Genomic DNA, 22314 nt, shown 5'->3' with positions numbered 1-22314 from the left:
GCTCTATGCATTTTCTTTTGTTCTTTTCACTTGTATATATTTTGAACTACTATTATTCATCAGTTTCTCTAACCGATTTATATTCTCCGTTAATGCACCTTTCACAAGAGAGAAATCTGTATTGGATTCTTCTTTTTTTTCTTTAAAAAACGAAGACTTTTGTACATTGACTTCAGCCATCTCTTCTCCCCCTTTTCAAAAAGATACAACCTTTTATTTATATTATATAGCAAATGTAGAAAGAGTGTACACTTATGATTTTCTTTTTAATTCTTCTTCTAATTCTTCTACTTGCTGCAACGCATCCCCTTTTATTAAAGAGAAATCTGTTGTATCTTCGTTATCTTCTTTAAAAAAATCATTGTCATAATCTTTTACCACTACAATCACCTCTACATGCTAGTGTAGGAATGATTGTCCAATTTTATTCAACTTTGTCGGATTTTGTTTTTAATTTATGTATAGAAGAAAAGGACAGAAAAAGATTCTGTCCTTATTTACTAAAATAACTATGATGTATTGTTAAATTATATACATTTTCAAAATCCCGATCTTGCAGGTTATTTTTCTTTCCATCAATAACAATGAAAACATCACTTACTATTTTTGCTGGTATAATCCCGACATTTTCTACTTGCACTGCTTTCTGCTCATTCAATTGCTCGATATGTTCTAACGGAACGATAATACTAAATTGCGAGCGAATACCACGAAAGTTTGTATTTAATTCCTTTGCCGCTTCAAAAACAACAATTTTCGCGCCAATTTTTTCCCCATATGAATCTAAAAATACATTTAAGCTCTTTGTATATTCTTCTTCCGTATGCCATTCCATCGTACCGAAAACTGCTGGATTAACATTTTGAATAATTGTGGTGTATATTTCTCCTCTCGCTTTAGATGCAATTAATGATCGTTTTATTGATTGAACTGTCTTGCCAATATCGCTAAATTTCGCACCCCATATTTCTGAAATATTAGGCGTTAAAATGAACGCAATATCAACAAAAATAACCATTGCAGTAAACATTAAAAGATTTTTCCAGAGGGTTAAATCAATTCCTTTTATCATGAAATACACGGTGACAGATATGATAAACAAACCATACCAAGTCTTTCTAATACGTTGCTTTTTCTCCTCGTACAACTCCTCATTTTTCCAATAAAAGAAAACAAGGACTACAAAGACAATCGCTAAAACAAATAAGCCAATTCGAATGTTAGAGATCATTAATCACATCACCCTCCATTCAAAAACTACTCACGATATCATTACATGCGCAAGCTGCTCTCTTTATGACAAAAGACATGGACAAGCTTCTAAATTTAGCTACATCGCATATATATTAGAAGGTACCACGTCTTTTATCCTGCTATTTGTGGGCAGTAAGACCCCCACTGATTAAAATTTTACTTTACCATGAGTCTATATTGTATATGTAGACAAGCATTCATTTCAAATTTTCGTATTAAAAAGAAATATGTTTCGGAATTTCCCCTTCAGGTACTTCTCCATCCATACTTAAATAATAATGACGAATCGGACGTAAGTTTTCGTCTAATTCATAAACAAGCGGAATACTAGTTGGAATATTTAATGAAACTACACCATCACTCGAAAGGTTGTCTAAGTATTTTACTAGCGAGCGAATTGTGTTACCGTGTGATGAAATAATTACTTTATTACCATTTTTTAATATCGGCGCAATTTCTGAGTGCCAATAAGCAAGTACTCTCTTCTCCGTATCCTCTAAACATTCAGTTAATGGAAATTCACCTTTTTTGAGTGTTTTATATCTTGGATCGGTCGCTTCATATCGAGGATTGTCTTCAGTAAGAGCCGGTGGTCTTACATCAACACTTCTTCTCCAAATATGAACTTGCTCCTCACCATATTTTTGAGCAGTTTCATCTTTATTCAACCCCTGCAATGCACCATAATGTCTTTCATTTAGCTTCCAAGATTTATGTATTGGGACCCAAGTAAGATCCATCTCATGAAGTACAATCCATAACGTCCGAATTGCGCGTTTTAATACAGATGTATAAGCCACATCAAAAGTATATCTGTTTTTCTTTAATATTGCTCCTGCTTCTCTCGCTTCACTTAATCCATTCTCTGATAGATCAACATCTGTCCATCCAGTAAAGCGATTTTCAAGATTCCATAAACTTTGTCCGTGACGAATAAGTACAAGTTTTATCATTATAATTCCCCTTTCGGAAATGTGAATTTTATTGTTCCATTGCGTACACGTATAAAGTATCTAGTAATGTATCTTTTTATCCATTCACTCTATAACCAAACGATAGTTGCCAAATGTATGAATAAAATTTGTTCTTTTTCAAACTATAAAAACAGAAGTTTTTCATTATTTTTGATCGACTGGTATTTCCCGTTTTGATATCCAAGCATCAAAACCTGATCGACTATTTGCCATTTCATTCATAACTTGATGCCAATTGTCTTCACATGATTCACCAAATTTTGAAAAAATAGCGCCCATTTGTTGTCTTTGTACATCGCTCAATTTTTTCTCTAAATCTGCACCTTGTTCTGTTAAAGACAACTGTTTCACACGGCGGTCATGCGTAGCTTCATTACTCTCAATTAAGCCCTTTTCCACAAGTTGACGTAGTGGCCCGTGGAGAGCTTGTTTACTTATTTCTAATAATGATAATAACTCATTTACACTTATCCCTGGAAAACGTGCGATAAAAAATAAAATTCGATGATGTACTCGTTGAATGCCATATTCTTTTATAATTTCATCTGGCTTTTCAGTAAATGTTTTATATGCAAAATAAAATAATGCTAATGCCTCATTCATCTGTTCTTCTTTATGTTGTGTCATCTACTTTCCCCCTGTATGTAAATTATACCACAATCTAGTAATGAATATTTTAATCAACTTATTAGAACCTGTTTAGTCTATTGAAACATTCACTGCATAATTAGGAGATGATTCATTTGAAAAAAATATACTGTAAGTACATATTTATTGGATAGACTACACGAATTAGGAATTGAACATACATTCGGGGTTCCTGGTGATTATAATCTTGCCTTTTTAGATGATGTAGTACCACATGAAATTTAAAGTCGATTGTATTATTAGTATTGGTGTGAAGTTAACTGATACTATTACAGGCGGCTTCACACAAGGTTTTACAAAAGAACAAGTTATAGAAATCCATCCCTACACTGTGAAAATTATAGATAAAAAATACGGTCCAGTTGTAATGCAGGATATTTTACAACATTTAAGTGATTCAATTGAGCATCGTAATAAAGATACTCTTGACGTTAAGCCATTTATTTTAAAATCATCTCTTTTTACTGAAGAGTTCAATCCCAAATCACAAATGGTCACACAAAAACGTTTTTGGCAGCAAATGTACCATTTCTTACAAGAAAACGACATCTTAATTGTAGAGCAAGGAACACCTTTCTTTGGTAGTGCTGCTATCCCTCTACCTAATAACACTGCATATGTAGGACAACCGTTATGGGGATCTATCGGATATACACTGCCCGCTCTAATTGGTACACAGGTCGCCAATTTATCACGGCGCAACATTTTAATTATTGGTGACGGTTCTTACCAAGTAACTGCCCAAGAGTTATCAACTATACTACGTCAAAATTTAAAACCGATTATATTTTTAATCAATAACAACGGATACACTGTTGAACGTGCCATTCACGGCCAAAACCAACCATATAATGACATACAGATGTGGGATTATACTAGCTTGCCGAACCTATTCGGATCAGAAGAAAAAAGCCTAACATTTAAAGTGGAGAATGAAACAGAGTTAACAGAAGTCTTAACAAATATAACTTTTAATAAGAATCAACTTATCTTTATTGAGGTAATAATGAGCCAAAGCGATCAACCTGAATTGTTAGCTAAACTCGGGAAAAGATTCGGTCAGCAAAATTCTTAATATAAAAAAACTAATTATACAATTGGTAGTGTAAAATTTGTTTTGAGAATAATTTCGACACTCAAAATACATAAGGAAAAGGATGGAAAGCACCATCTTTTTCTATTTTAAGAGCGTTCTTCGACTAACGCCCCGTGTGACAAGCAAAAATTCTTAATCCATCTTTAACTTTATAGCTTTTGTCGCAATAAATGTTTTAATATGCTTATCTAATATCCTTGTCCCACCAAAATCATCCTCATAAAAACCTGTCATAGCAAAACCAGCTTCAATTTGGCCTTGGATTTGGTCTTCTAAAGTATGCGCATATTCTATTGTTTGATTTGAATCGATGTAATCTTGAACTTCATCCTCTGGTAAATAATCCAATGTTGATGAAGGAATTGAATGTTTAACATCAAGAATACCTTTTTGTTCTTGGTTATCATCAAAGATCCATAGTAATGGATTTGTAAATCCAGCAATAAGAATACCTTTATTCTTTAAAACCCTAGAAACTTCATTCCATACAAGATGAACATCTTTTACAAACAAATTAGAGACAGGATTTACAACAATATCAAAATATTCATCCTCAAAGTCACCAAGGTCTGACATATCTCCTTGTACGGTTTTTAAAGTCAAACCATCCCGTTTTGCTACCTTTTCATCTTGTTCCAATTGCTTCTTAGATATATCAGTAACTGTTACATCTGCTCCAGCAGCAGCTAGAACAGGTGCTTGTTGTCCACCACCTGACGCTAAGCAAAGTATCTTTAATCCATCTAATGACTTTGGAAACCACTCTCTAGGAACTGACTTTTCCGTAGTGACTGTAATCTCCCATTCACCTGATTTGCTTTTCTCAATAATCTCGCTACTTACAGGCTGCGTGTATCTAGAACCTTCTTCAACCTTCTTATCCCATGCATTACTGTTTTGTTGTGTAGTATCCATTGCGATTAGTCCTCCAAACGATCTAGTGGCATTCAATGTGTAAGCTTATTAACTATTTATACTTTCCTTTTCCTATTAACCTGCCTGATAGTTCATACATAGTTGTTTACATTTATATTAACAGATAAATACTAATAATTACTAAAAATTCTAAAAAGAAACAAAAATATACATCTATTCCATCATTCATTTAAAATAATCGTAGAATTGGTAAGTTTTAAACAACTCATTTCCACAAAAAAAGCATTCCAAAACTGTTGACAGTTGGAACGCTTTTTTATGTTATTTCATTTTTCAAGCTTTTAACTAAATCCATTAAACAAATAAGCTACGCTTTTTCTTTTTTATTCAGCAAGAGTTAACTGCCAAGATACACCATACTTATCATTTAACCAGCCAAACTTTTTACTAAACGGATAAGAACCTAAAGGCATGAGAATTGCTCCATCCTGCGCTAGTTTATGAAAGACCGTTTCAATTTCTTCTTCTGTCTCACAAGTTACATAAAGAGACATAGCTGGAGTGAATGTAAAATTATGATTTACATAACTATCAATACACATAAACTCTTGGCCATTTAGCGTAAAAGTTGCATGAATTACAGTTCCCTCTTTACCAGGTCCATTTTCATCGTAGCGAGAAATACTTACAATTTCCGATTGATCAAATAGCGACGTATAAAAATTCATTGCTTCCTCAGCTTTGCCTTCAAACATTAAAAACGTAGTAATTTTTTGATTTGTGTTACTCATATGGAGACAGCCCCTTGTTATATATTTATGTAAAACATAAGTCGGCCAAAAAACCGAACGTATATTCCTATAAGTGTATTGTCTATAAAAACGATGAGTTTGTCAATTATCTACTTTCTTATTTCTTCTTAAATAATGCTGTCCAAAGAAATGATTCTCCAAATATTTCTTTCGGTTGTTTCATTTGTTTCATCCTTCTAATCTCAATTACCTCAAATTCTTTAAATATCTCTCTTAACTTTTCTTCCGAGTATGCAAGACCACCTTGTAGACTCCATTCTCTATATACGTCCCAATCTGTTATTTCTGATCCATTTCGCTCATCTAAATTGCCTGCTGCAAAACATGTTAATCCGAAATAACCACCCGATTTTAATGAGTTTTTAATTAAATCCACATAATTTATTCTTCTATGCGGTGGAATGTGATGCAAACAGCCCGAATCATATACAAAATCAAATTCGTTTTGAACCTCTAAATTAAAAATTGAATTACAAATAAAATGAATTTCTACCCCTTTTGCCAATGCCCTCTCTTTTGCCCAGTTAATGCCTTCTACAGATAAATCCACTGCTGTTACATCAAATCCTTGAGTCGCTAAATAAATGGCATTTCTACCTGGACCACATCCAAGTTCTAATACCTTCCCTTTTGAAACTCTCTCTTTTTGTATATTCGAAACTAGATTCTCATCTGGAACATTTTCAAAAAACGGAACATCCTTTTCTCTATTCTCATAAAACTCATTCCAAAATGGTTCTGCAGGTCTTAATAATGAATCAAGCATTTTTAAGATGTCTTCTTGTGTGTGTAACGTTTCAGTTTTCATTAATACCCCTCCATGAATTAATGGTCAGAAAATTATTATATATCTTTTTGAACTTTCAGACGAATAAAGGCTCCACATTTTAATTTTTTCTTTATTCTTTAAATTATTTTAAATACGGTAAATGAAATTATAAACTTTACTCTTATGGTGCAAATGCACGCCAACCTATTATTAAATACAAAAAGAGCCACAAATTTTTGTGACTCCTTCTGCATTAATAATTATATCAGGATTTTTTATTATATAGCGATTTCTCTATTAACAAACGATATATCTCTTCATCCAGATTACCATTTCATACTTTAACGGCCACGTCTTTGCTGACCTTGCTTTGTACTACCTTTTTTATTACTTGACTTATTAAATGATCGGTTATTTTCATTTCTTGAATCACTTCTCGAGCTATTTCTCGAATCACGTCTTGATTCACTTCTTGAACCTTCGCGGCTATCTCTTTGACGATTTTGACCTGATTTCTTTGGAGCCGGCTTTGGTACCGGTTTTCCATTTTCATCTACACGTTTTATCTTCGGTTGTTCGATTATTTCTCTTTGTATTGGTGCACCAAGCGTTTTTTCAATTTCTTCTAAATGTTTTTCATCTTTCGCTGCAACGAACGTAATTGCAAGACCTGATCCACCTGCACGTCCTGTTCGGCCAATGCGGTGAATATAACTTTCTACATCTTCAGGGATATCAAAGTTAAATACGTGCGTTACACCATCTACATCAAGTCCACGAGCTGCTACATCCGTTGCGATTAAGTACTGAATTTTAGCTTCGCGGAAACTCTTCATAACTCTTTCACGTTTCGCTTGAGGTATATCACCATGAAGTTCAGCACAATTATAACCTAGTCCTTTTAAATTATCATAAAGCTTACTTGCTCTAACCTTTGTACGACAGAAAATAACTGCTAAAAATGGCTGGTCACGATCCATAACAAAACGAAGTGCATCTGGCTTTGCACGATCTGTCGTCTCAATGACACGCTGCTCAATTGTATCTACCGTTACTTCTTCACTTTGTACTTGAATCATTTGCGGCTCATCCATATAACGCTTCGCCAATTTTTTAATATCTTTTGGCATCGTTGCTGAGAATAACATCGTTTGTTTACTACCAGGTGTCTCATCTAAAATATCTTCAATATCATATAAGAAACCGAAATAAAGCATTTGATCCGCTTCATCTAGTACAATCGTTGAAAGATTACTTAAATCAATTGTTTCGCGTCGTATATGATCTAATAATCGTCCTGGTGTTGCAACAACAATATGTGTATTACCTTTTAATTTTCTCAATTGTTGTGCTACATCTTGCCCACCATAAATCGCTAGTACATTAATATCTTCTCTTTGAACAAGCATTTTTTTAATTTCAGTTGTAATTTGCAGAGCTAGTTCCCTTGTTGGTGCAACAATTAAAGCCTGAACATCACTAGACTCTGGATTGATTTTTTCTAAAATGGGTAACACAAATGCTAACGTTTTACCCGTTCCAGTTTTCGCCTGCCCAATAATATCTTTACCTGACAGAATAACTGGAATTGCCTTTTCTTGAATTGGTGTTGCTTCTGTAATTCCATTTTCACGTAATGTATGATTAAAAGTTTCACTAATTCCTAATTCTAAAAAGTTTTTCAAATAGACCACTTCTTTTCCTTATTTTTCACATTAGCTTTCATTGTACCATTTGTTTCGCTAAATATGAAAAATAAAAAAATTCTTATCTTCTTTTTTTATATTCATCCTGTACTAGATGGACAAATTCTTTTTGCTTTTTCTCGGATTTTATTAATGGTTCCATATTTGCAGAAGTCAAAATATACTTTTTAATTTTTCTATTACTCCAAATTAAACTTGTATACTTCGGATCTTCATGTAGATTTCGAAACCACTCTAATTCACTTAATTTTGCAATATGGTGTTTCAATTTCATGTCATTTCGAGGATAAAACAAAATAACATTTGCTATTACATCAAATAACGAACCCATCTTCTCCCTCCTATACCCTTGCTCAAATTATATATATTCTTTTGTACATATACATTTCAATTTTACCGAAATATACTGTTACTGATTTGGTTGAAATCGCAAAATATATGAACTAAAAAACCGATCTTTTTGATTTAGGAAAGACCGGTTTTCATTATTTTATAAAGTCAGCTTTCCTCCATGGTAGCAATAATACTGTGCTGCTTTAAGACTTTTAATCCTATTTAAAGACTTTTCCGCCCTTTCTATATCTAAGCAAAAATCCGGATTAGCTATTACTAACTCACGATTCTCTTGAACCGCTGCATCTCCTGTAATTACACAGTCTAAATTCGGAAAATATAATGAAATATGCCCCGAAGTATGTCCTGGCGTCGCTACTATTTGACATTCATTATTCAAAATCATTTGACCATCATGTACTTTTTCATCGACGGAAATATGTTTTATATTTTTTAACTGTTGAATAAACCATTTACCAAATTCTTTTTCTTCATTTGGCATACGTTCTAACATTTTTTCAGCTTGAGCCAACCTCTCTGATCTTATATCACCACTAATATAGTTAGATTCAATTTCACTAGCAATAATATTAATGTGAGGATATTTCACTTTGAAATCATATAAAGCCCCTAGATGATCATCATCATAATGAGTAATAATTATATTTTTTAAGTTTTTCATCTCATATCCATGTTTTAATATTGCATTTTCAATTAAAGGTAAAAAACTTGTATATCCTGTATCGACTAATGTTAATTCATTATGTACTATAATTAAACTTGGATAAACACATTGTTTTTGCCCGTTAAATTCGAATTCAATTGGTAGTTCTATTATTTTCATTTTTCTTCCCCCATACCGCTTATAAAATGCATGATAATAACTAAATCATACACATACATTTTACAATATATATACTATGTAACGGAACACTGTGAATCGTGGCATAATCCACATTATATTATTTTGAACAGGTAATCCCCTATTTTTATGGAAATATATAATAAGAAAAACAATAACATTGATTAATCTCTCACTTCTTTGTCTATCCTTTTAAAAAATCTATGTTTTTGTAAAAGGAGTATTTATATGGAGAAACAGACACTTTGGAAAAAGTTCAAAAAAAGCTCTGTAAACCTCGGTAAATCCAGCGTATATGAAAGTATTATCTTATTCTACACAATGAAAAAGAAAGAATTACCTACTAAAGCGAAATTCATAATATTAGCCGCTTTATCTTATTACGTATTAACAATTGATTTCATTCCAGATATAGCTGCTATTATTGGGATTGGCTTATTAGATGATGTTTTAGCAATCGCTGTAGCGCATAAATATGTTATGCGCCATGCAGATGCTGAAATTCGAGAGAAGAGCAAGGTAAAAATGGAGTCATTATTTACTTCAGCACAAGCATAATTAAACTAACTAGTCATTTACATACCTTTTTACTTTCAAAAAAAGCTAACTGTAATTAATGATAGTTCAACCTCACTGAATATTACTCTTCACTATGAGAGCATTGCAGAATAAATCCCTAAACAAAAGCATTTCTCTTAGCTCTCAAACCGTAAACAAAAAGGGTGTCAGCACGTGTTCCTAAGTTCTGACACCCTTTTATTTGTTCTTATATCTATCTGTTATACAGTTGCATGTGTCCCCTTATACAAAACTGCTATTGCCGCGACTATAAGGATCATACCCATAAAAGCAGGTGCAGCATGACCAAGCGATACATAGATTTGCCCTCCAATAATAGGACCAATCATTCTTGCTAAAGCTTGAATAGATTGACTTCCCCCTTGAATCCTTCCTTGTTCACTAGAACCGCCAGACTTTGAAAGCATCCCGTTGAATGAAGGCCCGAAAATTGAATCCCCAAAACCATACATCAGCATTCCAACGATAAGTAGTGGATAGAGTGAAAACAAAGCTGATGCCGCAATAAAACTGTATCCTATAATCTCCGAAACCATCCCAAGAATTGCTATTTGTTTATCACTAAGCTGGATCAAAAGCTTTGGCATTATAAAACTTTGTGAAACAATGTCTTGAAAGCCCAAAATTGAAAACATAAGTCCGATTAGTGCAGGTTTCCAACTGAAAGTATCCATTGTAAATTGCGTGAAAATTGCTTGTAAAGATCCGTTAGGTATCCAAAGTAAAAACGCTGAGACAAGTAACCATTTTAAATTTTTCATGGAAAGTATGTTTGCTAGCTGTGCAAAAGGATTCAACCTTACAAAAGTAATCTCTTTTAACCTATTATTTTTGTCAAGACTCTCAGGCATATATTTGATCCCATATACAACATTTATTAACGTTATGATTGCTCCAAAATACATAGGTACAGTATCACCAAACTTGGCAAGTAATCCCCCAATAGTGGGGCCAATGATAGTTCCCGCACCTACAACTGCACTCACCCATCCAAAGTATTTCGTTCTCTGCTCTTTTGGAATGATGTCTGCAAAATATGCGAAGATAGTACTTATGCTCCCGCCTGTTATTCCTTCTATTATGCGTCCAGCAAATAGTACCCATAAAGCTCCTCCTATACCAAAAACTAAGTACCCAATTGTAGAACCAAATAAGCATATTAAAAGTAATGGACGACGGCCATACTTATCGCTTAAAGCTCCGAGTACTGGGGCAGCTAAAAACACGCAAGCCGCATATACGGAAGTTAGTAGTGTAACAACTAATGCTTGTTCTTCCGGATTACTTGTATATGGCTGTACTAAGAATGGGACTACAGGCATGATAATACTGAAACCTATACCACAAAGAAATACAGAAATAAGTCCGAATAGTAAAGCATGTTTATCTATGCTTTTTTCAGTTTTCCTTTCATTTTGTGATCTAAATATAGACATTTAACTTCTCTCCTTAAAACATTTTGTTGTCGTGTCAACAAAATGATAACTCCGTTTTGTTGATTAGTCAACAAAAATAACATAATAAAAAAGCAGCCTATTCTCATTAGAGTAAGGCTGCCATTTCATTATTAAAATGTATTAGGATTTAATATGTATACCTTGTTTCTTTATTTCTGCATCCAAATGTCTACTATACTTTTCCACGAAACTAATTATACTGTCGAATTCTTCTTCAGTTACTTGCTCAAATACAGCTTTATCCCGCTCTTGAAACTCTTTGTGCAGATCTTCATGGATTTTATAAATTTCTTTCCCTTCTTCGGTAAGCCTAAAATAAATTTCTTTCTTATTTTCCGACTTTTGGTAGCTTTCAATAAGGCCTTTTTGTATGAGCTTCTTAGTCATTCTACTTATAGCACCGCGAGTCACATAAAAAGCCTCTGCAAGTTGTGTCACATTAGAATCCACATTATTTTCAATATATTCAATGCAGTGGACTTCAGAAGACTTAAAACCTTTAAGACCTTCTTCCATCTTATCTTTATTAAGCCAAACCAGCTTATTATATAATTCCCTGAAACCGTTCATGACCTGTTCTTCTTTATTCATGACCTGCCCTCCTCACCGCTCATTAGTACATTAAAACTATTATATTAAATTTCTGCTTACGTTTCGACAATATTGAAATAATTATTGTAACATTCAAGATATGTGTAAAAATTGGCGCTTAAATAAAACAATTCATTAAACAGCAAATTTATTGCTACTTACAATAAACAGTAGACAAAAAGTAAGAGCTAAAATTATTTCTCTTAGCTCTTCTTTCATAAAACTATTTCACTTCATTAGCGACAAAAAAGTGCTCACATACACTTGATATGCGCTGTAAGTCCACGTTCCCACCAGATATAACCGCTACTACTTTTTTTCCTTTTATATAGCTATCAACTTTTCCTGCAAGAAGTGCAGCAGTTGCTAATGCACCTGCACCTTCTACAACAGCTTTCCCACGTTGTAATAAATCTTTCATCGCTACTTCCAGTTCTTTTTCTGATACAGTTACAATATCATCTACTAATTCTTTTACAATTTCAAATGTTAATTCCCCTGGTATTTTAACAGCGCAACCATCTGCAATAGTAGGCGCCTCATAATGTTCTACGATTGCTCCTTTATCGTAAGATGCCTTCATTCCATGAACATTATCTGCTTGGACACCAATTATATTAATCGATGGATTAAAAGATTTTAATGCTACAGAAATACCAGAAATAATTCCGCCTCCACCTATTGGTACAATGACAGTATCTACATCCCACATATCATCAAGAATATCTAATCCAATTGTACCTTGACCAGCCATTACCTCTACATCATCATATGGATGTAAGTATGTCTCACCTGTTTCCCTTATAATTTCTTCACATTTTGCCTTTGCATCATCAAATGTTTCACCATGTAAAATTACTTCAGATCCATATCCTCTAGTTGCTTCGACTTTAGCCTGCGGTGCAGAAATTGGCATAACAATTTTACTCTTAATACCGAGTAAATGAGCAGATAATGCAACTCCTTGTGCATGATTACCTGCTGAACATGCAATTACACCTCTTTCTTTTTCTTGATCCGTGAGCCGCGACATTTTATTAAATGCGCCACGAAATTTAAAAGAACCCGTTAATTGCATATTTTCTAATTTCAAATGAATTTCTCCGCCCGTTTTACTAGTCAAGTAAAAAGATTTTACTAATGGCGTTTTACGAGCATTTCTATCTAGAATCTTGTGAGCTTTTTTAATATTATCTATATGTAATGGTAGTTTTCTAGTTATCATACTTACACCTCTTCCAATGTTCTATTCCTAAGTTTTCGTAAGTCGTAGCTCCTTTATACGAAAAGAAAAAGTCTTTATATTTGTACCCCACTCTGAAATAAACACATTTGCAAACAATTCAACATCCTCTTCATATCACGTTCTTTATAATGATTTAAACATGCAATTTGGATCCAATTATTCTTTTGTAAATAAGATGACTCATAATGAACGATGTATCCTTGTAATGCTAATGCATCGCCTACTACTTTAGAAGAATGATCTTCGCTCAATACAATAGTAAGTATAATTGGCGCGGCATGTTCTTTAGGTGAAACAAGCTTTAAACCCATATCAGTAATAACTTCTTCAACATAATCGTATGTCTCTTTAATTTTTACAAATGCCTTTTCATCTTCAAATCTCTTCAACGCTTCTTGCAATGCATAAATTAAATTCCATGATTGTGAGTATGGAATGCTTTCATTTTCTTCATACATGCCAATGTCCATATAGGCCGGCACAGCCTCGTTTATTTTTACAATGTGGTTATGAAAAACGAAAGAAATTCCTGTATATGATTTAATCGCTTTACCGCTAACACCACTTGCAAAATACACATCCTTCAAGTCTATTGGTATTGCTCCAATTGAGCTTATGCAATCTACACATAGTTTCATTTGATTCTCGTTACAAAGAGTATTTAGCTCGTTTAAATCGTTTAACATTCCAGTAGATGTTTCATGATGAACAAACCAAAGCCATTCATAATTTCCAGTTGTCATTATTTCTTCTAATTCTGTATAAATAAACGGCTCTCTCATTTCCTTTTTATACGTATCAAAATGTAACTGTGCTCGTTTTGCATGCCCAACTAATCTATTTCCAAATTCTCCATTTGTTAATACTAGTCCTTTCCCTTTTAAAGAACGTAACTGTAAAGCAATCGCATCATTGGCTAACGTCCCTGTTCCTAACATAAGTTGTACATGTTTTGCTTTTGTCATGTGAAGTAACCGTTTTTTCACATTGTTCATTGTCACTTGAAATGACTTAGAGCGATGCGAAATAGGCTTAGTACAAAATGCCTTTCGAACGTTCTCTTCAATGTCTACTGGACCAGGTAAAAACGTGTATTCTTTCGTCATAATACTTCCAACACTCGATTCTTCAAACATAGCAGGGGTAACATACATTGGCTGGTAGGTTGCTGCTTCTGTACCAACTAACGTATGGAAATCTTTGAATCCCATCTGCTCATATAAAGCTAGTTCACGTGTTGTTGCAGAAATGAGTGCTAATTCATATCCGTTTAGAAGCAAATAACGATGTAGAAAACGGATTAATCCTAACAACGCTCTTCCATTCCTATATTCACGTTCTACTGAAAGTAAACGAATTTCATACACTTTTTCTCCATGCTCTTGCAAATAAACATCTAAATTTGAAATTTTATAATCTAACGAGAATGGTCGTTTTCCCCGCACCGCGACCATACCTACTAATCTATCCTCATCTAAACAAATTAAATATGTATTTTCTTCATGAAACCTATCTATACGAAACTGGTCTTTCGTTTCTTCATGTTGTGGAATCTCTTCCACAAAAGTTTTATAATTTAATTTATGTATACTTTCAAATTCCCAATCTTGATCAGCAACTTTATAAATTAACCCCATGCCTTATCTCCTTTATCTATTTAATAAAAAATGATAAGTGGAGACTATCCCCACTTATTAAACATTCATTTTATTCTCGATTTACATATAGAATAAGTACAATAATCATTCCACTTAAAATAGTCGTAACAATAGAATAAGAATAAAGAATCATACAAATTGGTAAACAAGCAATCGTAATTAGTCCTGGCTTCGTAAATCCTTTAAATATTAAATAAAATACAATAAAAATGCCTATGAGGGTAAGCGCTATCAAATAATCAAATGCGATTAATCCTCCAATAAATGTTGAAATACCTTTACCGCCCTTACCTTTAAATAAAACTGGGTAAATATGTCCAATAATAACGGCCAATAATGTTAACATTACGAATGTAGGATCTTCAAAAAGATATTTTGCAACAGTAACAACGATTGCTCCTTTAATTGCATCACCTAAAAATGTAGCGATGAAATACCCTTTTCCATATACGCGCCCCATATTTCTTGCACCAGGATTTCCGCTTCCTTCACCCCTAATATCAACGTTATGTCTCAATTTTGTTACTATATAAGCGGTCAAGATGTTTCCAATTAAATAAGAAGCCACCAAATATAAAAACTGCATACTATTAATCATGTAATCATTCACTTTCTACATGGGATTACATATACAATATTCAATTACTACGTATATTGTACGTTTTAATATACATTCCTTTATACATTTTAACATCATATTTTTACAAATCATACAAAAATTCTCATACGCTATTTTTAAAAATATATATCCCTCATTAAATAATATGTTCCTTTCACTGCCATTTCTGCTTGTGATACAAATATAATTTCTTTCATACTTTCTTCACAGCATTTCTTAAATACAGCAAATATTTCAGGAACTAAACGCAATATACTGCCACTTACTGCAATTGGCGTTGAGTGCTTAAAGTTTAACTTGTTATAAACATTTACTGTAATCCTTGCTAATTCCTTTCCAGCTTGCATTATAATTTCATGTGCATCATCATTTCCATTTCTCGCTTCCTGAATAACTAATGGCGCGATTGCTGCAATTTTATCTTTAGAAGAAGTATATACTAAGCTTTTTATATGAGACGGTGTCAAAAGTTGAAACTGCCTTTGAATATTCAAACTCAATGGACAAAGACTGATTCCTTGATCAAATTGAATTGCCATTTTCTTTAAAGATTGTAATGCAATCCAATATCCACTTCCTTCATCACCTAAAATATGTCCCCATCCACCGCTATACTCATACGCTTCTTCTTTCTTTCCAAGACAAATCGCACCTGTACCACCAATTGTTAAAATTCCGTCATTCCCTTTTAAAGTAGCTGCATGTGCGATCATTGCGTCATTGAATACTTCAATTGGTGTTCCATACTTCTTTTTTAGACGTAATGTTAATTCATTTGTATTTGCTCCACTTACACCCGCTAATCCTAAACAAATACAAACGCAATCCCCCTTTAATAACCCTTTCTGGCATTGATCAATCACTTCCATAATATGCACAAGAGCTTCTTCAAAATCTATTAATATATTTCCAAATCCACTTGTAGCTCTTGCAAATTCGTTACCGTCTTTATCAAATGCAATTGCTTCTGTCTTCGTTCCCCCGCCATCTACTCCAATCATATACTTCATATATTCGCCTCATTCTCTTCAAATTGGAGGGAATGTTATATTCCCTAAAACTACAGATTGCTTTGCACCTGTTGCGCTCGGCACATTACTCGGATTACGATGATACGTTTCGTTTGCTAAAATCGCAAAGGCGATTGCTTCTTTCGCCGCTGAGGAATAGCCTAAATCTTCTTGAGTAAATATTTTGCATTTTTCTTCCTTTAATCCAAATCGTATCATTTCAACAAGTGTACGATTATAACTTCCGCCCCCGCCTAAAATTACTTCATCGATTTCATAATACGGAAAAATAAATTCCTGATAATGATGAACAATTGAACTTGCTGTAAACATTGTGACAGTTGCCAATATATTTTCTCTACTATGCTTTTCAAATCGATTCAATAATTCAGTCACAAACGCTTCTCCAAACTGTTCTCTACCTGTTGATTTTGGTGGTTTCACGTTCAAAAATGGATGGTTCATACAATAAGTCAAAATTTCATCTACAACTACTCCCTGTTTTGCAATCTTACCATTTTGATCATATGACAACTGAAATAACCTTTGACATACTTCATCAATTATCATATTCCCTGGTCCAGTATCAAAAGCAATAACACTCTCATTACTTCGTTTACTTGGAACCACTGTAACATTACCAATCCCGCCAATATTTTGTAGTAGTCTATTTTTAGTTTGATGCCGATATAAAATAATCTCTGAATATGGTACAAGTGGTGCACCTTGTCCCCCTGCCGCCATGTCCATCGTTCGGAAATTCGAGATAACTGTCGTGTTCGTTTCATATGCTATTACTGCTGGTTCCCCAATTTGCAATGTTGAAGAAATAATATTTCCTTCTTGCTTTGGCTGATGATAAATCGTTTGTCCGTGAGAGCCTATTAAATCTAATTGTCTCAAAGGAAAATTGGCCTCTTTACAAACTTCCTTTACAGCATTGGCGAAGCATAAACCAAGTTTAAAATTTAAACTACATATAAGTTGGACATTCGAAGTTTCAATTGATAACGCTTGTTGGATCTCATTTTTCATATCATTACAAAATGGAACAGTAGTAAAATGGATGAGTTCGATTTTAGAATCTACACCACTTCCTTCTATATGAACGAGCGCTACATCTATTCCATCTAATGAAGTACCAGACATTACCCCTGCAATATACATAACGTGCATGACCTCCTATTTACTAAAAAACAATCATGTAAGTAACGAACGTACAACCAATCGAAAACAATATAAATCTAAAAAACAACTGAGCTTTCGATGCAAACGATCCATCAATGAAAGAAACAACTACCGTAAGCAAAACGCTTGCCGCAATACTTGTAACGAGCCAGATACTATGCATTTGTGATAGATTTAGCATGCCTAATAAAGGGACAAAAAGTAAATTTGCACAAATCACTCCACATAATAATAAAAATACGCCTTTATAACTAAATTTTATATTCATTCTATTTCCCCCTTTCTAGTTTTAATGTGAAAGAAGTGATAGACAAAAAGTCTATCACTCAAAATAATAGCATGCAGATTAAGGATTAACAGATTCCCCGTCACCATTCTTTTCAATTTCAAGCATATTTTTGTCGTACATTTTAAAGAATGGTAAATAAATAAGGAACGATATTGCTATATTTATAAAAACTAATACAATCGCACGCCAATCTCCACCTGTTGCTAAATAAGCACCAATTGGAGCAGGTAATGTCCATGGCGGCATAATATGCGTTGGTGTTACAAATCCCATCGCTGTTGCAGCATAAGCTATAGTAGCTGTTACTAACGGTGTAATGACGAAAGGAATAATTAAAATTGGATTTAATACAATCGGCAAACCGAATATAACCGGTTCATTTATATTAAAAATCCCCGGAACAATACACGTTCTCGATAATGCTTTCGAATATTTTGATCGACCAAATACGATCATAGCTAACACAAGCCCTAACGTTGCGCCCGAACCACCAATCCAAATAAACCATTGATAAAACGGTTCTGGTGCAATAAACGGAAAATGACTCGCTCCACTTGCTACAGCTTCACCGTTCTTTCCTAAATACACATCCCAAAGCGGCCTTGCCACAGTACCTACAACTGATACTCCGTGTATCCCGAAAGACCAGAAAAACGTAATTAAAAATACAGGTATAATAACGCCAAAGTAACTATCACCAGCTTTTACTAACGGTGCGGCTAGTTTATCTACAACGTAATGTAAATCAACTTTAAAAACGACTGTAATAAGACTCATAATAATAATAACGAATGCTGCAGGTATAAGTGCTTCAAATGAACGTGATACTGACGGTGGTACTTGTTCTGGCATTTTTATCGTTACGTTATTCTTCTTACAAAATCTTAAAATCTCAACTGATAAAATAGAGACAATCATCGTCACAAATAATCCATGACCTCCGAGGTTTGTCATTGGAAGCATAAATCCTTTTTTATCAATTAACTCAGGCGTTAATGTTAAAAGTAGTGAACATACCGCAAGCTGTGCTCCTGATAAAGCATCTAATTTATAACTTTTCGCTAAATTATATCCTATTCCAAATGCTATATATAAGGACATAATAAACATAGTTAAACGATATGGTATTAATATACTTGTTTGATTCTTTAATGCCCAAACCGATATGAAACTATCTTTCGGCAGTGGTGGAAATGCTACTATTAAAAAGAAGCTTCCTACTATAATAAATGGTAACGCCGAAATAACTCCATCACGGATTGCTTGTAGATGCCTCTGCTCAGAAAGCCTTGCCATCGGGCCAGATAAGTTTTTATCAAGAAACGTGACAAACTTATTCATAACGCTTCCCCCTAACTGATTAATTCATTTACAGTTTTTAATAAAGTCGGGCCTCCAAGCGGCGTGTATGCTTGCGGTGGAATGATGCCACACGGAATAGATTCCTCCTCTGCAAATTTTTTTACAGAGTCAAATCGGTGTCTTATTTGAGGTGCCACCATTACGACATCCCAGCCATTCTTTACTTCTTCCTCTACCTCATTCGTTCCAATTGCATGCACTTCCATGTTCAAACCATTTTTCTCCGCTTCTTTTTTTAAAGCGTTTACAACAATTGCACTGGACATTCCTCCAGAACAGACAAACAAAACCTTCATTTATTAATCCTCCTATACTTATAATTTATTACCCTTCAAATGAAAGGAAGTTTCACTTTACTAACAAGCATATGAAGTAGTAAATGAATTTAGTTATAATGAAAGTAAATTTCATTAAAAATATTTTTCCTATTAAATTAATGTTTCAATGTGTAATTTTCTCTATTGCAAGGCCAACCTCACCTCAGATATTATTTTAAATAATCATATGATAGGGAGGCGTATAAATGATCGTTAAACGTTTATTAATGATATGTTGTATCGTCATCTTGTTCATCCCTTTCTCTTTCATTTCCCCTCACTCTACTTATGCTGAAGTAAATACTACGTACAAAAAACATGAATTACGTGCTGTATGGATCGCATCAGTTCTGAATATTGATTGGCCCACAAAAACTGGCTTACCTATTGAAAAGCAGAAACAAGAATTTATAAGATTATTAGACGATGTAAAAAGCACTGGTATGAATGCAGTTGTTGTACAAATTAAACCAACAGCTGATGCTTTCTATCCCTCAAATTACGGCCCTTGGTCTGAATACATTACGGGTACACAAGGAAAAGACCCCGGATACGATCCACTTGCATTTATGATTGAAGAAGCACACAAAAGAAATATAGAATTCCACGCATGGATTAATCCATACCGAATAACGATGAATCACACTGATATAAATCGATTATCAAATAATCACCCTGCAAGGCAACACCCCAATTGGGTTGTACCTTATGGCGGAAAGTTATATTACAATCCCGGTATTCCAGAAGTGAAAAAATTTATAACAGAAGGTGCTTTAGAAATCGTACAAAATTACGATATTGATGCGCTGCATATGGATGATTATTTTTACCCATATAAAGTAGCCGGTGAAGAATTTCCAGATCAGAAAACATACGAAACATATAATAACGGTAAATTTACAAATATAGAAGATTGGCGACGTAACAATGTAAATGAACTTGTAAAAGATTTAAATACTGCTATAAAACAAGAAAAATCATACGTAAAGTTTGGCATTAGTCCGTTCGGTGTATGGCGAAATATAGCTGACGATCCGACTGGCTCTAACACAACCGCAGGCCAAAGAAACTATGATGACCTTTATGCTGACACACGTGAGTGGATACAAAAAGGATATATTGACTACATTACACCGCAAATATATTGGAATATAGGTTTCACCCCAGCTGCATATGACATATTAGTAGATTGGTGGGTTAAAGAAACAAATAACAAACCGATTCACCTATACATCGGTCAAGCGGCCTATAAAATTAATAATAACTCCGTCTCTGCTTGGTCTGATCCAGAAGAATATCCAAGACAAATTACATTAAACCGGCTATATCCTGAAATAAAAGGTAGTATGCATTTTAGCTTAAAAGATATTAATAACAATCCACTTGGAGTTAAAGATAGACTCTCAAAAGACATATATATACATCCTGCATTAATCCCGCCTATGCCTTGGATTGATCATGATCCACCAAAACAACCGACATTAAAAGGTGCCATTCCAAGAAATGAAGGTATTGCAATCGGTATCATTGATAATAGAGATAATGATTCTGCTTATTACGCTATTTACCGCGCGAATGGGCAAAATGAAGTGGATATACAAAATCCTAAAAATTTACTTACTACTGTAAGAAAAACAAAACTTGGAGAAATTTATGTAGATAAAACCGTTATTTCTGGAGAAATGTATACGTATGTCGTAACTGCAGTTGATCGATTGCATAATGAAAGTGTGGCTTCTAGTCATACTACCGTTAGAGCAAAATAAAATCTCATAACAAAAAGCGCCTTAAAGCTGTGATACTTAGCTTTTAAGGCGCTTTTTGTTATTTATTCTTAAACTTCTCAGTCGCTGCTCTCATCTTCACATTTAAATCATGATCAATTGAGTCGCGAATATCTCGCTCTACTACTTCCATTTCTTTTTTGAAATTTTCCAAGTAGATTTTCAATTCTTCTTCCTTCTCTGGTCTTTGTGAAGGTGGTAATTGTACTACCAACGATAACATGGCCGTTAAATCTTTCATTAAGAACGTTTCAAGTTTATGTTGTTGTTCAAACATGCGTTGCTCTTGATAGTACGGAAGTGCATTTAATACTGAAATTGTAATATCATCAACCGTTCTTTGTAATGAAGGATTTATTGAGCGTTTATACGCTTGAATTGTATTTAATGCGTCTGGATAACGGTCATAAAAATACAATTTATAAAATGATAAGTCTGTCGGTTTTACAGTTTGCTGCGTTTCTTGTCTTAAGAAATCTTTCACTTTCATCGCAGCCACATCGATATCTTCACTTGTAAGCTTTTTCGTAGTTTTTGCCATTACATGCACTTTTTTCTGCTTTTCTTTCGGTAACATCGAGAAGACTTGTTCTCTCGTACGTTGACCTGATGCACAGAATAGAGTATTTAGTATATTTTGTTCTTTCTTTCCTTCGGTGCGAATCCAGCGATAAAACAGTGGGTGTTGTGTAAATTCTTGTAGAAACGGTATTGATTTGTTTGATAACTTATCTAAAGAATCTTGCGCTTTTTTATATGGCTTCGTCCATGAAAAATACAGTTTCCGTCCGAAATATACGACTAAAACAACGACAGTAAATGCTATTAAAAGCAATGTACCGAGTAGTAATAGTACTGTTTGAATGAAACTCATTTGTTCACCT

At 33.9% G+C, this 22314-nt stretch carries 25 protein-coding genes and 1 pseudogene; 4 read left to right on the top strand and 22 right to left on the bottom strand.

Annotation, left to right across the window (positions count from 1 at the left end; genetic code table 11):
- Positions 1-3: 3 nt before the first annotated feature.
- From spoIISB to CN409_RS07260, 5 genes are all read right to left on the bottom strand, one after another.
- Positions 4-180: a stage II sporulation protein SB gene (gene spoIISB, locus CN409_RS07285; protein ID WP_000852629.1), complete on the bottom strand. Its 177-nt coding sequence runs from the start codon at positions 178-180 to the stop codon at positions 4-6.
- A gap of 72 nt (positions 181-252) precedes the next feature.
- Positions 253-381, bottom strand: a complete 129-nt coding sequence (locus CN409_RS07280) for a hypothetical protein (RefSeq protein WP_000237817.1) — start codon at positions 379-381, stop codon at positions 253-255.
- Between the two features lie 112 nt (positions 382-493).
- On the bottom strand, positions 494-1231 hold the full coding sequence (locus tag CN409_RS07275) for a type II toxin-antitoxin system SpoIISA family toxin (RefSeq protein ID WP_000624981.1): 738 nt from the start codon (positions 1229-1231) through the stop codon (positions 494-496).
- A gap of 238 nt (positions 1232-1469) precedes the next feature.
- Positions 1470-2207 carry a 2,3-diphosphoglycerate-dependent phosphoglycerate mutase gene (gene gpmA, locus CN409_RS07265; protein ID WP_086391139.1) on the bottom strand — a complete coding sequence of 246 codons (738 nt, stop codon included), beginning with the start codon at positions 2205-2207 and terminating at the stop codon, positions 1470-1472.
- Positions 2208-2372: 165 nt separating this feature from the next.
- Positions 2373-2855: a MarR family winged helix-turn-helix transcriptional regulator gene (locus CN409_RS07260; RefSeq protein WP_000191905.1), complete on the bottom strand. Its 483-nt coding sequence runs from the start codon at positions 2853-2855 to the stop codon at positions 2373-2375.
- 147 nt (positions 2856-3002) lie between these two features.
- Between CN409_RS07260 and CN409_RS32755 the strand changes: the two genes are divergently transcribed.
- The gene (locus CN409_RS32755; RefSeq protein WP_097981660.1) at positions 3003-3101 is read left to right on the top strand and encodes a hypothetical protein; all 99 of its coding nucleotides are present in this window, start codon (positions 3003-3005) and stop codon (positions 3099-3101) included.
- A gap of 4 nt (positions 3102-3105) precedes the next feature.
- Positions 3106-3951, top strand: a pseudogene (locus CN409_RS07250) (thiamine pyrophosphate-dependent enzyme); the annotation flags it as partial.
- Positions 3952-4104: 153 nt separating this feature from the next.
- Here CN409_RS07250 and CN409_RS07245 read toward each other — a convergent pair.
- The 6 genes from CN409_RS07245 to CN409_RS07220 form a co-directional block, all read right to left on the bottom strand.
- Positions 4105-4887 (bottom strand): class I SAM-dependent methyltransferase, encoded by a 783-nt coding sequence (locus CN409_RS07245; protein ID WP_000381782.1) that lies wholly within the window; start codon positions 4885-4887, stop codon positions 4105-4107.
- A gap of 344 nt (positions 4888-5231) precedes the next feature.
- On the bottom strand, positions 5232-5639 hold the full coding sequence (locus CN409_RS07240) for a VOC family protein (RefSeq protein ID WP_000072495.1): 408 nt from the start codon (positions 5637-5639) through the stop codon (positions 5232-5234).
- A 118-nt stretch (positions 5640-5757) separates the two neighbouring features.
- Positions 5758-6468 carry a class I SAM-dependent methyltransferase gene (locus tag CN409_RS07235; protein ID WP_000846297.1) on the bottom strand — a complete coding sequence of 237 codons (711 nt, stop codon included), beginning with the start codon at positions 6466-6468 and terminating at the stop codon, positions 5758-5760.
- A 302-nt stretch (positions 6469-6770) separates the two neighbouring features.
- Positions 6771-8123: a DEAD/DEAH box helicase gene (locus CN409_RS07230; protein ID WP_002082792.1), complete on the bottom strand. Its 1353-nt coding sequence runs from the start codon at positions 8121-8123 to the stop codon at positions 6771-6773.
- A 73-nt stretch (positions 8124-8196) separates the two neighbouring features.
- The gene (locus CN409_RS07225) at positions 8197-8466 is read right to left on the bottom strand and encodes a hypothetical protein (protein WP_000535041.1); all 270 of its coding nucleotides are present in this window, start codon (positions 8464-8466) and stop codon (positions 8197-8199) included.
- Positions 8467-8625: 159 nt separating this feature from the next.
- Positions 8626-9312, bottom strand: a complete 687-nt coding sequence (locus CN409_RS07220) for an MBL fold metallo-hydrolase (protein ID WP_086391136.1) — start codon at positions 9310-9312, stop codon at positions 8626-8628.
- A 246-nt stretch (positions 9313-9558) separates the two neighbouring features.
- Between CN409_RS07220 and CN409_RS07215 the strand changes: the two genes are divergently transcribed.
- Positions 9559-9888, top strand: a complete 330-nt coding sequence (locus tag CN409_RS07215) for a YkvA family protein (protein WP_000415089.1) — start codon at positions 9559-9561, stop codon at positions 9886-9888.
- 221 nt (positions 9889-10109) lie between these two features.
- On the opposite strand, the gene CN409_RS07210 is transcribed toward CN409_RS07215, so the two are convergent.
- The 10 genes from CN409_RS07210 to CN409_RS07165 form a co-directional block, all read right to left on the bottom strand.
- Positions 10110-11345, bottom strand: a complete 1236-nt coding sequence (locus CN409_RS07210) for an MFS transporter (protein WP_097981661.1) — start codon at positions 11343-11345, stop codon at positions 10110-10112.
- 141 nt (positions 11346-11486) lie between these two features.
- Complete coding sequence (locus tag CN409_RS07205; RefSeq protein ID WP_001030909.1) at positions 11487-11957, bottom strand: MarR family transcriptional regulator; 471 nt, start codon at positions 11955-11957, stop codon at positions 11487-11489.
- A gap of 223 nt (positions 11958-12180) precedes the next feature.
- Entirely contained in the window at positions 12181-13182 is a 1002-nt protein-coding gene (gene tdcB / locus CN409_RS07200) for a bifunctional threonine ammonia-lyase/L-serine ammonia-lyase TdcB (protein ID WP_000632966.1), read from the bottom strand.
- A gap of 74 nt (positions 13183-13256) precedes the next feature.
- Positions 13257-14840 carry an aminotransferase class V-fold PLP-dependent enzyme gene (locus tag CN409_RS07195; protein ID WP_097981663.1) on the bottom strand — a complete coding sequence of 528 codons (1584 nt, stop codon included), beginning with the start codon at positions 14838-14840 and terminating at the stop codon, positions 13257-13259.
- A 70-nt stretch (positions 14841-14910) separates the two neighbouring features.
- Complete coding sequence (gene plsY, locus CN409_RS07190; protein ID WP_000610879.1) at positions 14911-15459, bottom strand: glycerol-3-phosphate 1-O-acyltransferase PlsY; 549 nt, start codon at positions 15457-15459, stop codon at positions 14911-14913.
- Positions 15460-15596: 137 nt separating this feature from the next.
- The gene (locus CN409_RS07185; RefSeq protein WP_000876579.1) at positions 15597-16490 is read right to left on the bottom strand and encodes a BadF/BadG/BcrA/BcrD ATPase family protein; all 894 of its coding nucleotides are present in this window, start codon (positions 16488-16490) and stop codon (positions 15597-15599) included.
- 18 nt (positions 16491-16508) lie between these two features.
- On the bottom strand, positions 16509-17657 hold the full coding sequence (anmK, locus tag CN409_RS07180) for an anhydro-N-acetylmuramic acid kinase AnmK (protein ID WP_000274969.1): 1149 nt from the start codon (positions 17655-17657) through the stop codon (positions 16509-16511).
- A 22-nt stretch (positions 17658-17679) separates the two neighbouring features.
- Complete coding sequence (locus CN409_RS07175) at positions 17680-17946, bottom strand: hypothetical protein (protein WP_097981665.1); 267 nt, start codon at positions 17944-17946, stop codon at positions 17680-17682.
- 78 nt (positions 17947-18024) lie between these two features.
- The gene (locus tag CN409_RS07170; RefSeq protein ID WP_001032289.1) at positions 18025-19308 is read right to left on the bottom strand and encodes a PTS sugar transporter subunit IIC; all 1284 of its coding nucleotides are present in this window, start codon (positions 19306-19308) and stop codon (positions 18025-18027) included.
- 11 nt (positions 19309-19319) lie between these two features.
- Complete coding sequence (locus CN409_RS07165; protein WP_000865903.1) at positions 19320-19625, bottom strand: PTS sugar transporter subunit IIB; 306 nt, start codon at positions 19623-19625, stop codon at positions 19320-19322.
- Between the two features lie 227 nt (positions 19626-19852).
- Between CN409_RS07165 and CN409_RS07160 the strand changes: the two genes are divergently transcribed.
- A complete protein-coding gene (locus CN409_RS07160; protein ID WP_000636025.1) occupies positions 19853-21412 on the top strand; it encodes a glycoside hydrolase family 10-like protein in 1560 nt (519 codons plus the stop codon).
- A 58-nt stretch (positions 21413-21470) separates the two neighbouring features.
- Here CN409_RS07160 and CN409_RS07155 read toward each other — a convergent pair whose 3' ends face one another.
- A complete protein-coding gene (locus CN409_RS07155) occupies positions 21471-22304 on the bottom strand; it encodes a DUF3974 domain-containing protein (protein WP_000008362.1) in 834 nt (277 codons plus the stop codon).
- Positions 22305-22314: the final 10 nt, after the last annotated feature.

The sequence above is a fragment of the Bacillus sp. AFS012607 genome, assembly GCF_002558005.1.
Taxonomy (GTDB): Bacteria; Bacillota; Bacilli; order Bacillales; family Bacillaceae_G; genus Bacillus_A; species Bacillus_A thuringiensis_S.
Note: the sequence above shows the minus strand (reverse complement) of the source record. Positions and strands in the feature narration are given on the sequence as shown.

Excerpts from the sequence above, each read along its gene's own strand:
- spoIISB (WP_000852629.1), bottom strand. The coding sequence starts at position 180 with ATGGCTGAAGTCAATGTACAAAAGTCTTCGTTTTTTAAAGAAAAAAAA.
- CN409_RS07275 (WP_000624981.1), bottom strand. The coding sequence starts at position 1,231 with ATGATCTCTAACATTCGAATTGGCTTATTTGTTTTAGCGATTGTCTTT.
- gpmA (WP_086391139.1), bottom strand. The coding sequence starts at position 2,207 with ATGATAAAACTTGTACTTATTCGTCACGGACAAAGTTTATGGAATCTT.
- CN409_RS07260 (WP_000191905.1), bottom strand. The coding sequence starts at position 2,855 with ATGACACAACATAAAGAAGAACAGATGAATGAGGCATTAGCATTATTT.
- CN409_RS07245 (WP_000381782.1), bottom strand. The coding sequence starts at position 4,887 with ATGGATACTACACAACAAAACAGTAATGCATGGGATAAGAAGGTTGAA.
- CN409_RS07240 (WP_000072495.1), bottom strand. The coding sequence starts at position 5,639 with ATGAGTAACACAAATCAAAAAATTACTACGTTTTTAATGTTTGAAGGC.
- CN409_RS07235 (WP_000846297.1), bottom strand. The coding sequence starts at position 6,468 with ATGAAAACTGAAACGTTACACACACAAGAAGACATCTTAAAAATGCTT.
- CN409_RS07225 (WP_000535041.1), bottom strand. The coding sequence starts at position 8,466 with ATGGGTTCGTTATTTGATGTAATAGCAAATGTTATTTTGTTTTATCCT.
- CN409_RS07220 (WP_086391136.1), bottom strand. The coding sequence starts at position 9,312 with ATGAAAATAATAGAACTACCAATTGAATTCGAATTTAACGGGCAAAAA.
- CN409_RS07215 (WP_000415089.1), top strand. The coding sequence starts at position 9,559 with ATGGAGAAACAGACACTTTGGAAAAAGTTCAAAAAAAGCTCTGTAAAC.
- CN409_RS07210 (WP_097981661.1), bottom strand. The coding sequence starts at position 11,345 with ATGTCTATATTTAGATCACAAAATGAAAGGAAAACTGAAAAAAGCATA.
- CN409_RS07205 (WP_001030909.1), bottom strand. The coding sequence starts at position 11,957 with ATGAATAAAGAAGAACAGGTCATGAACGGTTTCAGGGAATTATATAAT.
- tdcB (WP_000632966.1), bottom strand. The coding sequence starts at position 13,182 with ATGATAACTAGAAAACTACCATTACATATAGATAATATTAAAAAAGCT.
- CN409_RS07195 (WP_097981663.1), bottom strand. The coding sequence starts at position 14,840 with ATGGGGTTAATTTATAAAGTTGCTGATCAAGATTGGGAATTTGAAAGT.
- plsY (WP_000610879.1), bottom strand. The coding sequence starts at position 15,459 with ATGATTAATAGTATGCAGTTTTTATATTTGGTGGCTTCTTATTTAATT.
- CN409_RS07185 (WP_000876579.1), bottom strand. The coding sequence starts at position 16,490 with ATGAAGTATATGATTGGAGTAGATGGCGGGGGAACGAAGACAGAAGCA.
- anmK (WP_000274969.1), bottom strand. The coding sequence starts at position 17,657 with ATGTATATTGCAGGGGTAATGTCTGGTACTTCATTAGATGGAATAGAT.
- CN409_RS07175 (WP_097981665.1), bottom strand. The coding sequence starts at position 17,946 with ATGAATATAAAATTTAGTTATAAAGGCGTATTTTTATTATTATGTGGA.
- CN409_RS07170 (WP_001032289.1), bottom strand. The coding sequence starts at position 19,308 with ATGAATAAGTTTGTCACGTTTCTTGATAAAAACTTATCTGGCCCGATG.
- CN409_RS07165 (WP_000865903.1), bottom strand. The coding sequence starts at position 19,625 with ATGAAGGTTTTGTTTGTCTGTTCTGGAGGAATGTCCAGTGCAATTGTT.
- CN409_RS07160 (WP_000636025.1), top strand. The coding sequence starts at position 19,853 with ATGATCGTTAAACGTTTATTAATGATATGTTGTATCGTCATCTTGTTC.
- CN409_RS07155 (WP_000008362.1), bottom strand. The coding sequence starts at position 22,304 with ATGAGTTTCATTCAAACAGTACTATTACTACTCGGTACATTGCTTTTA.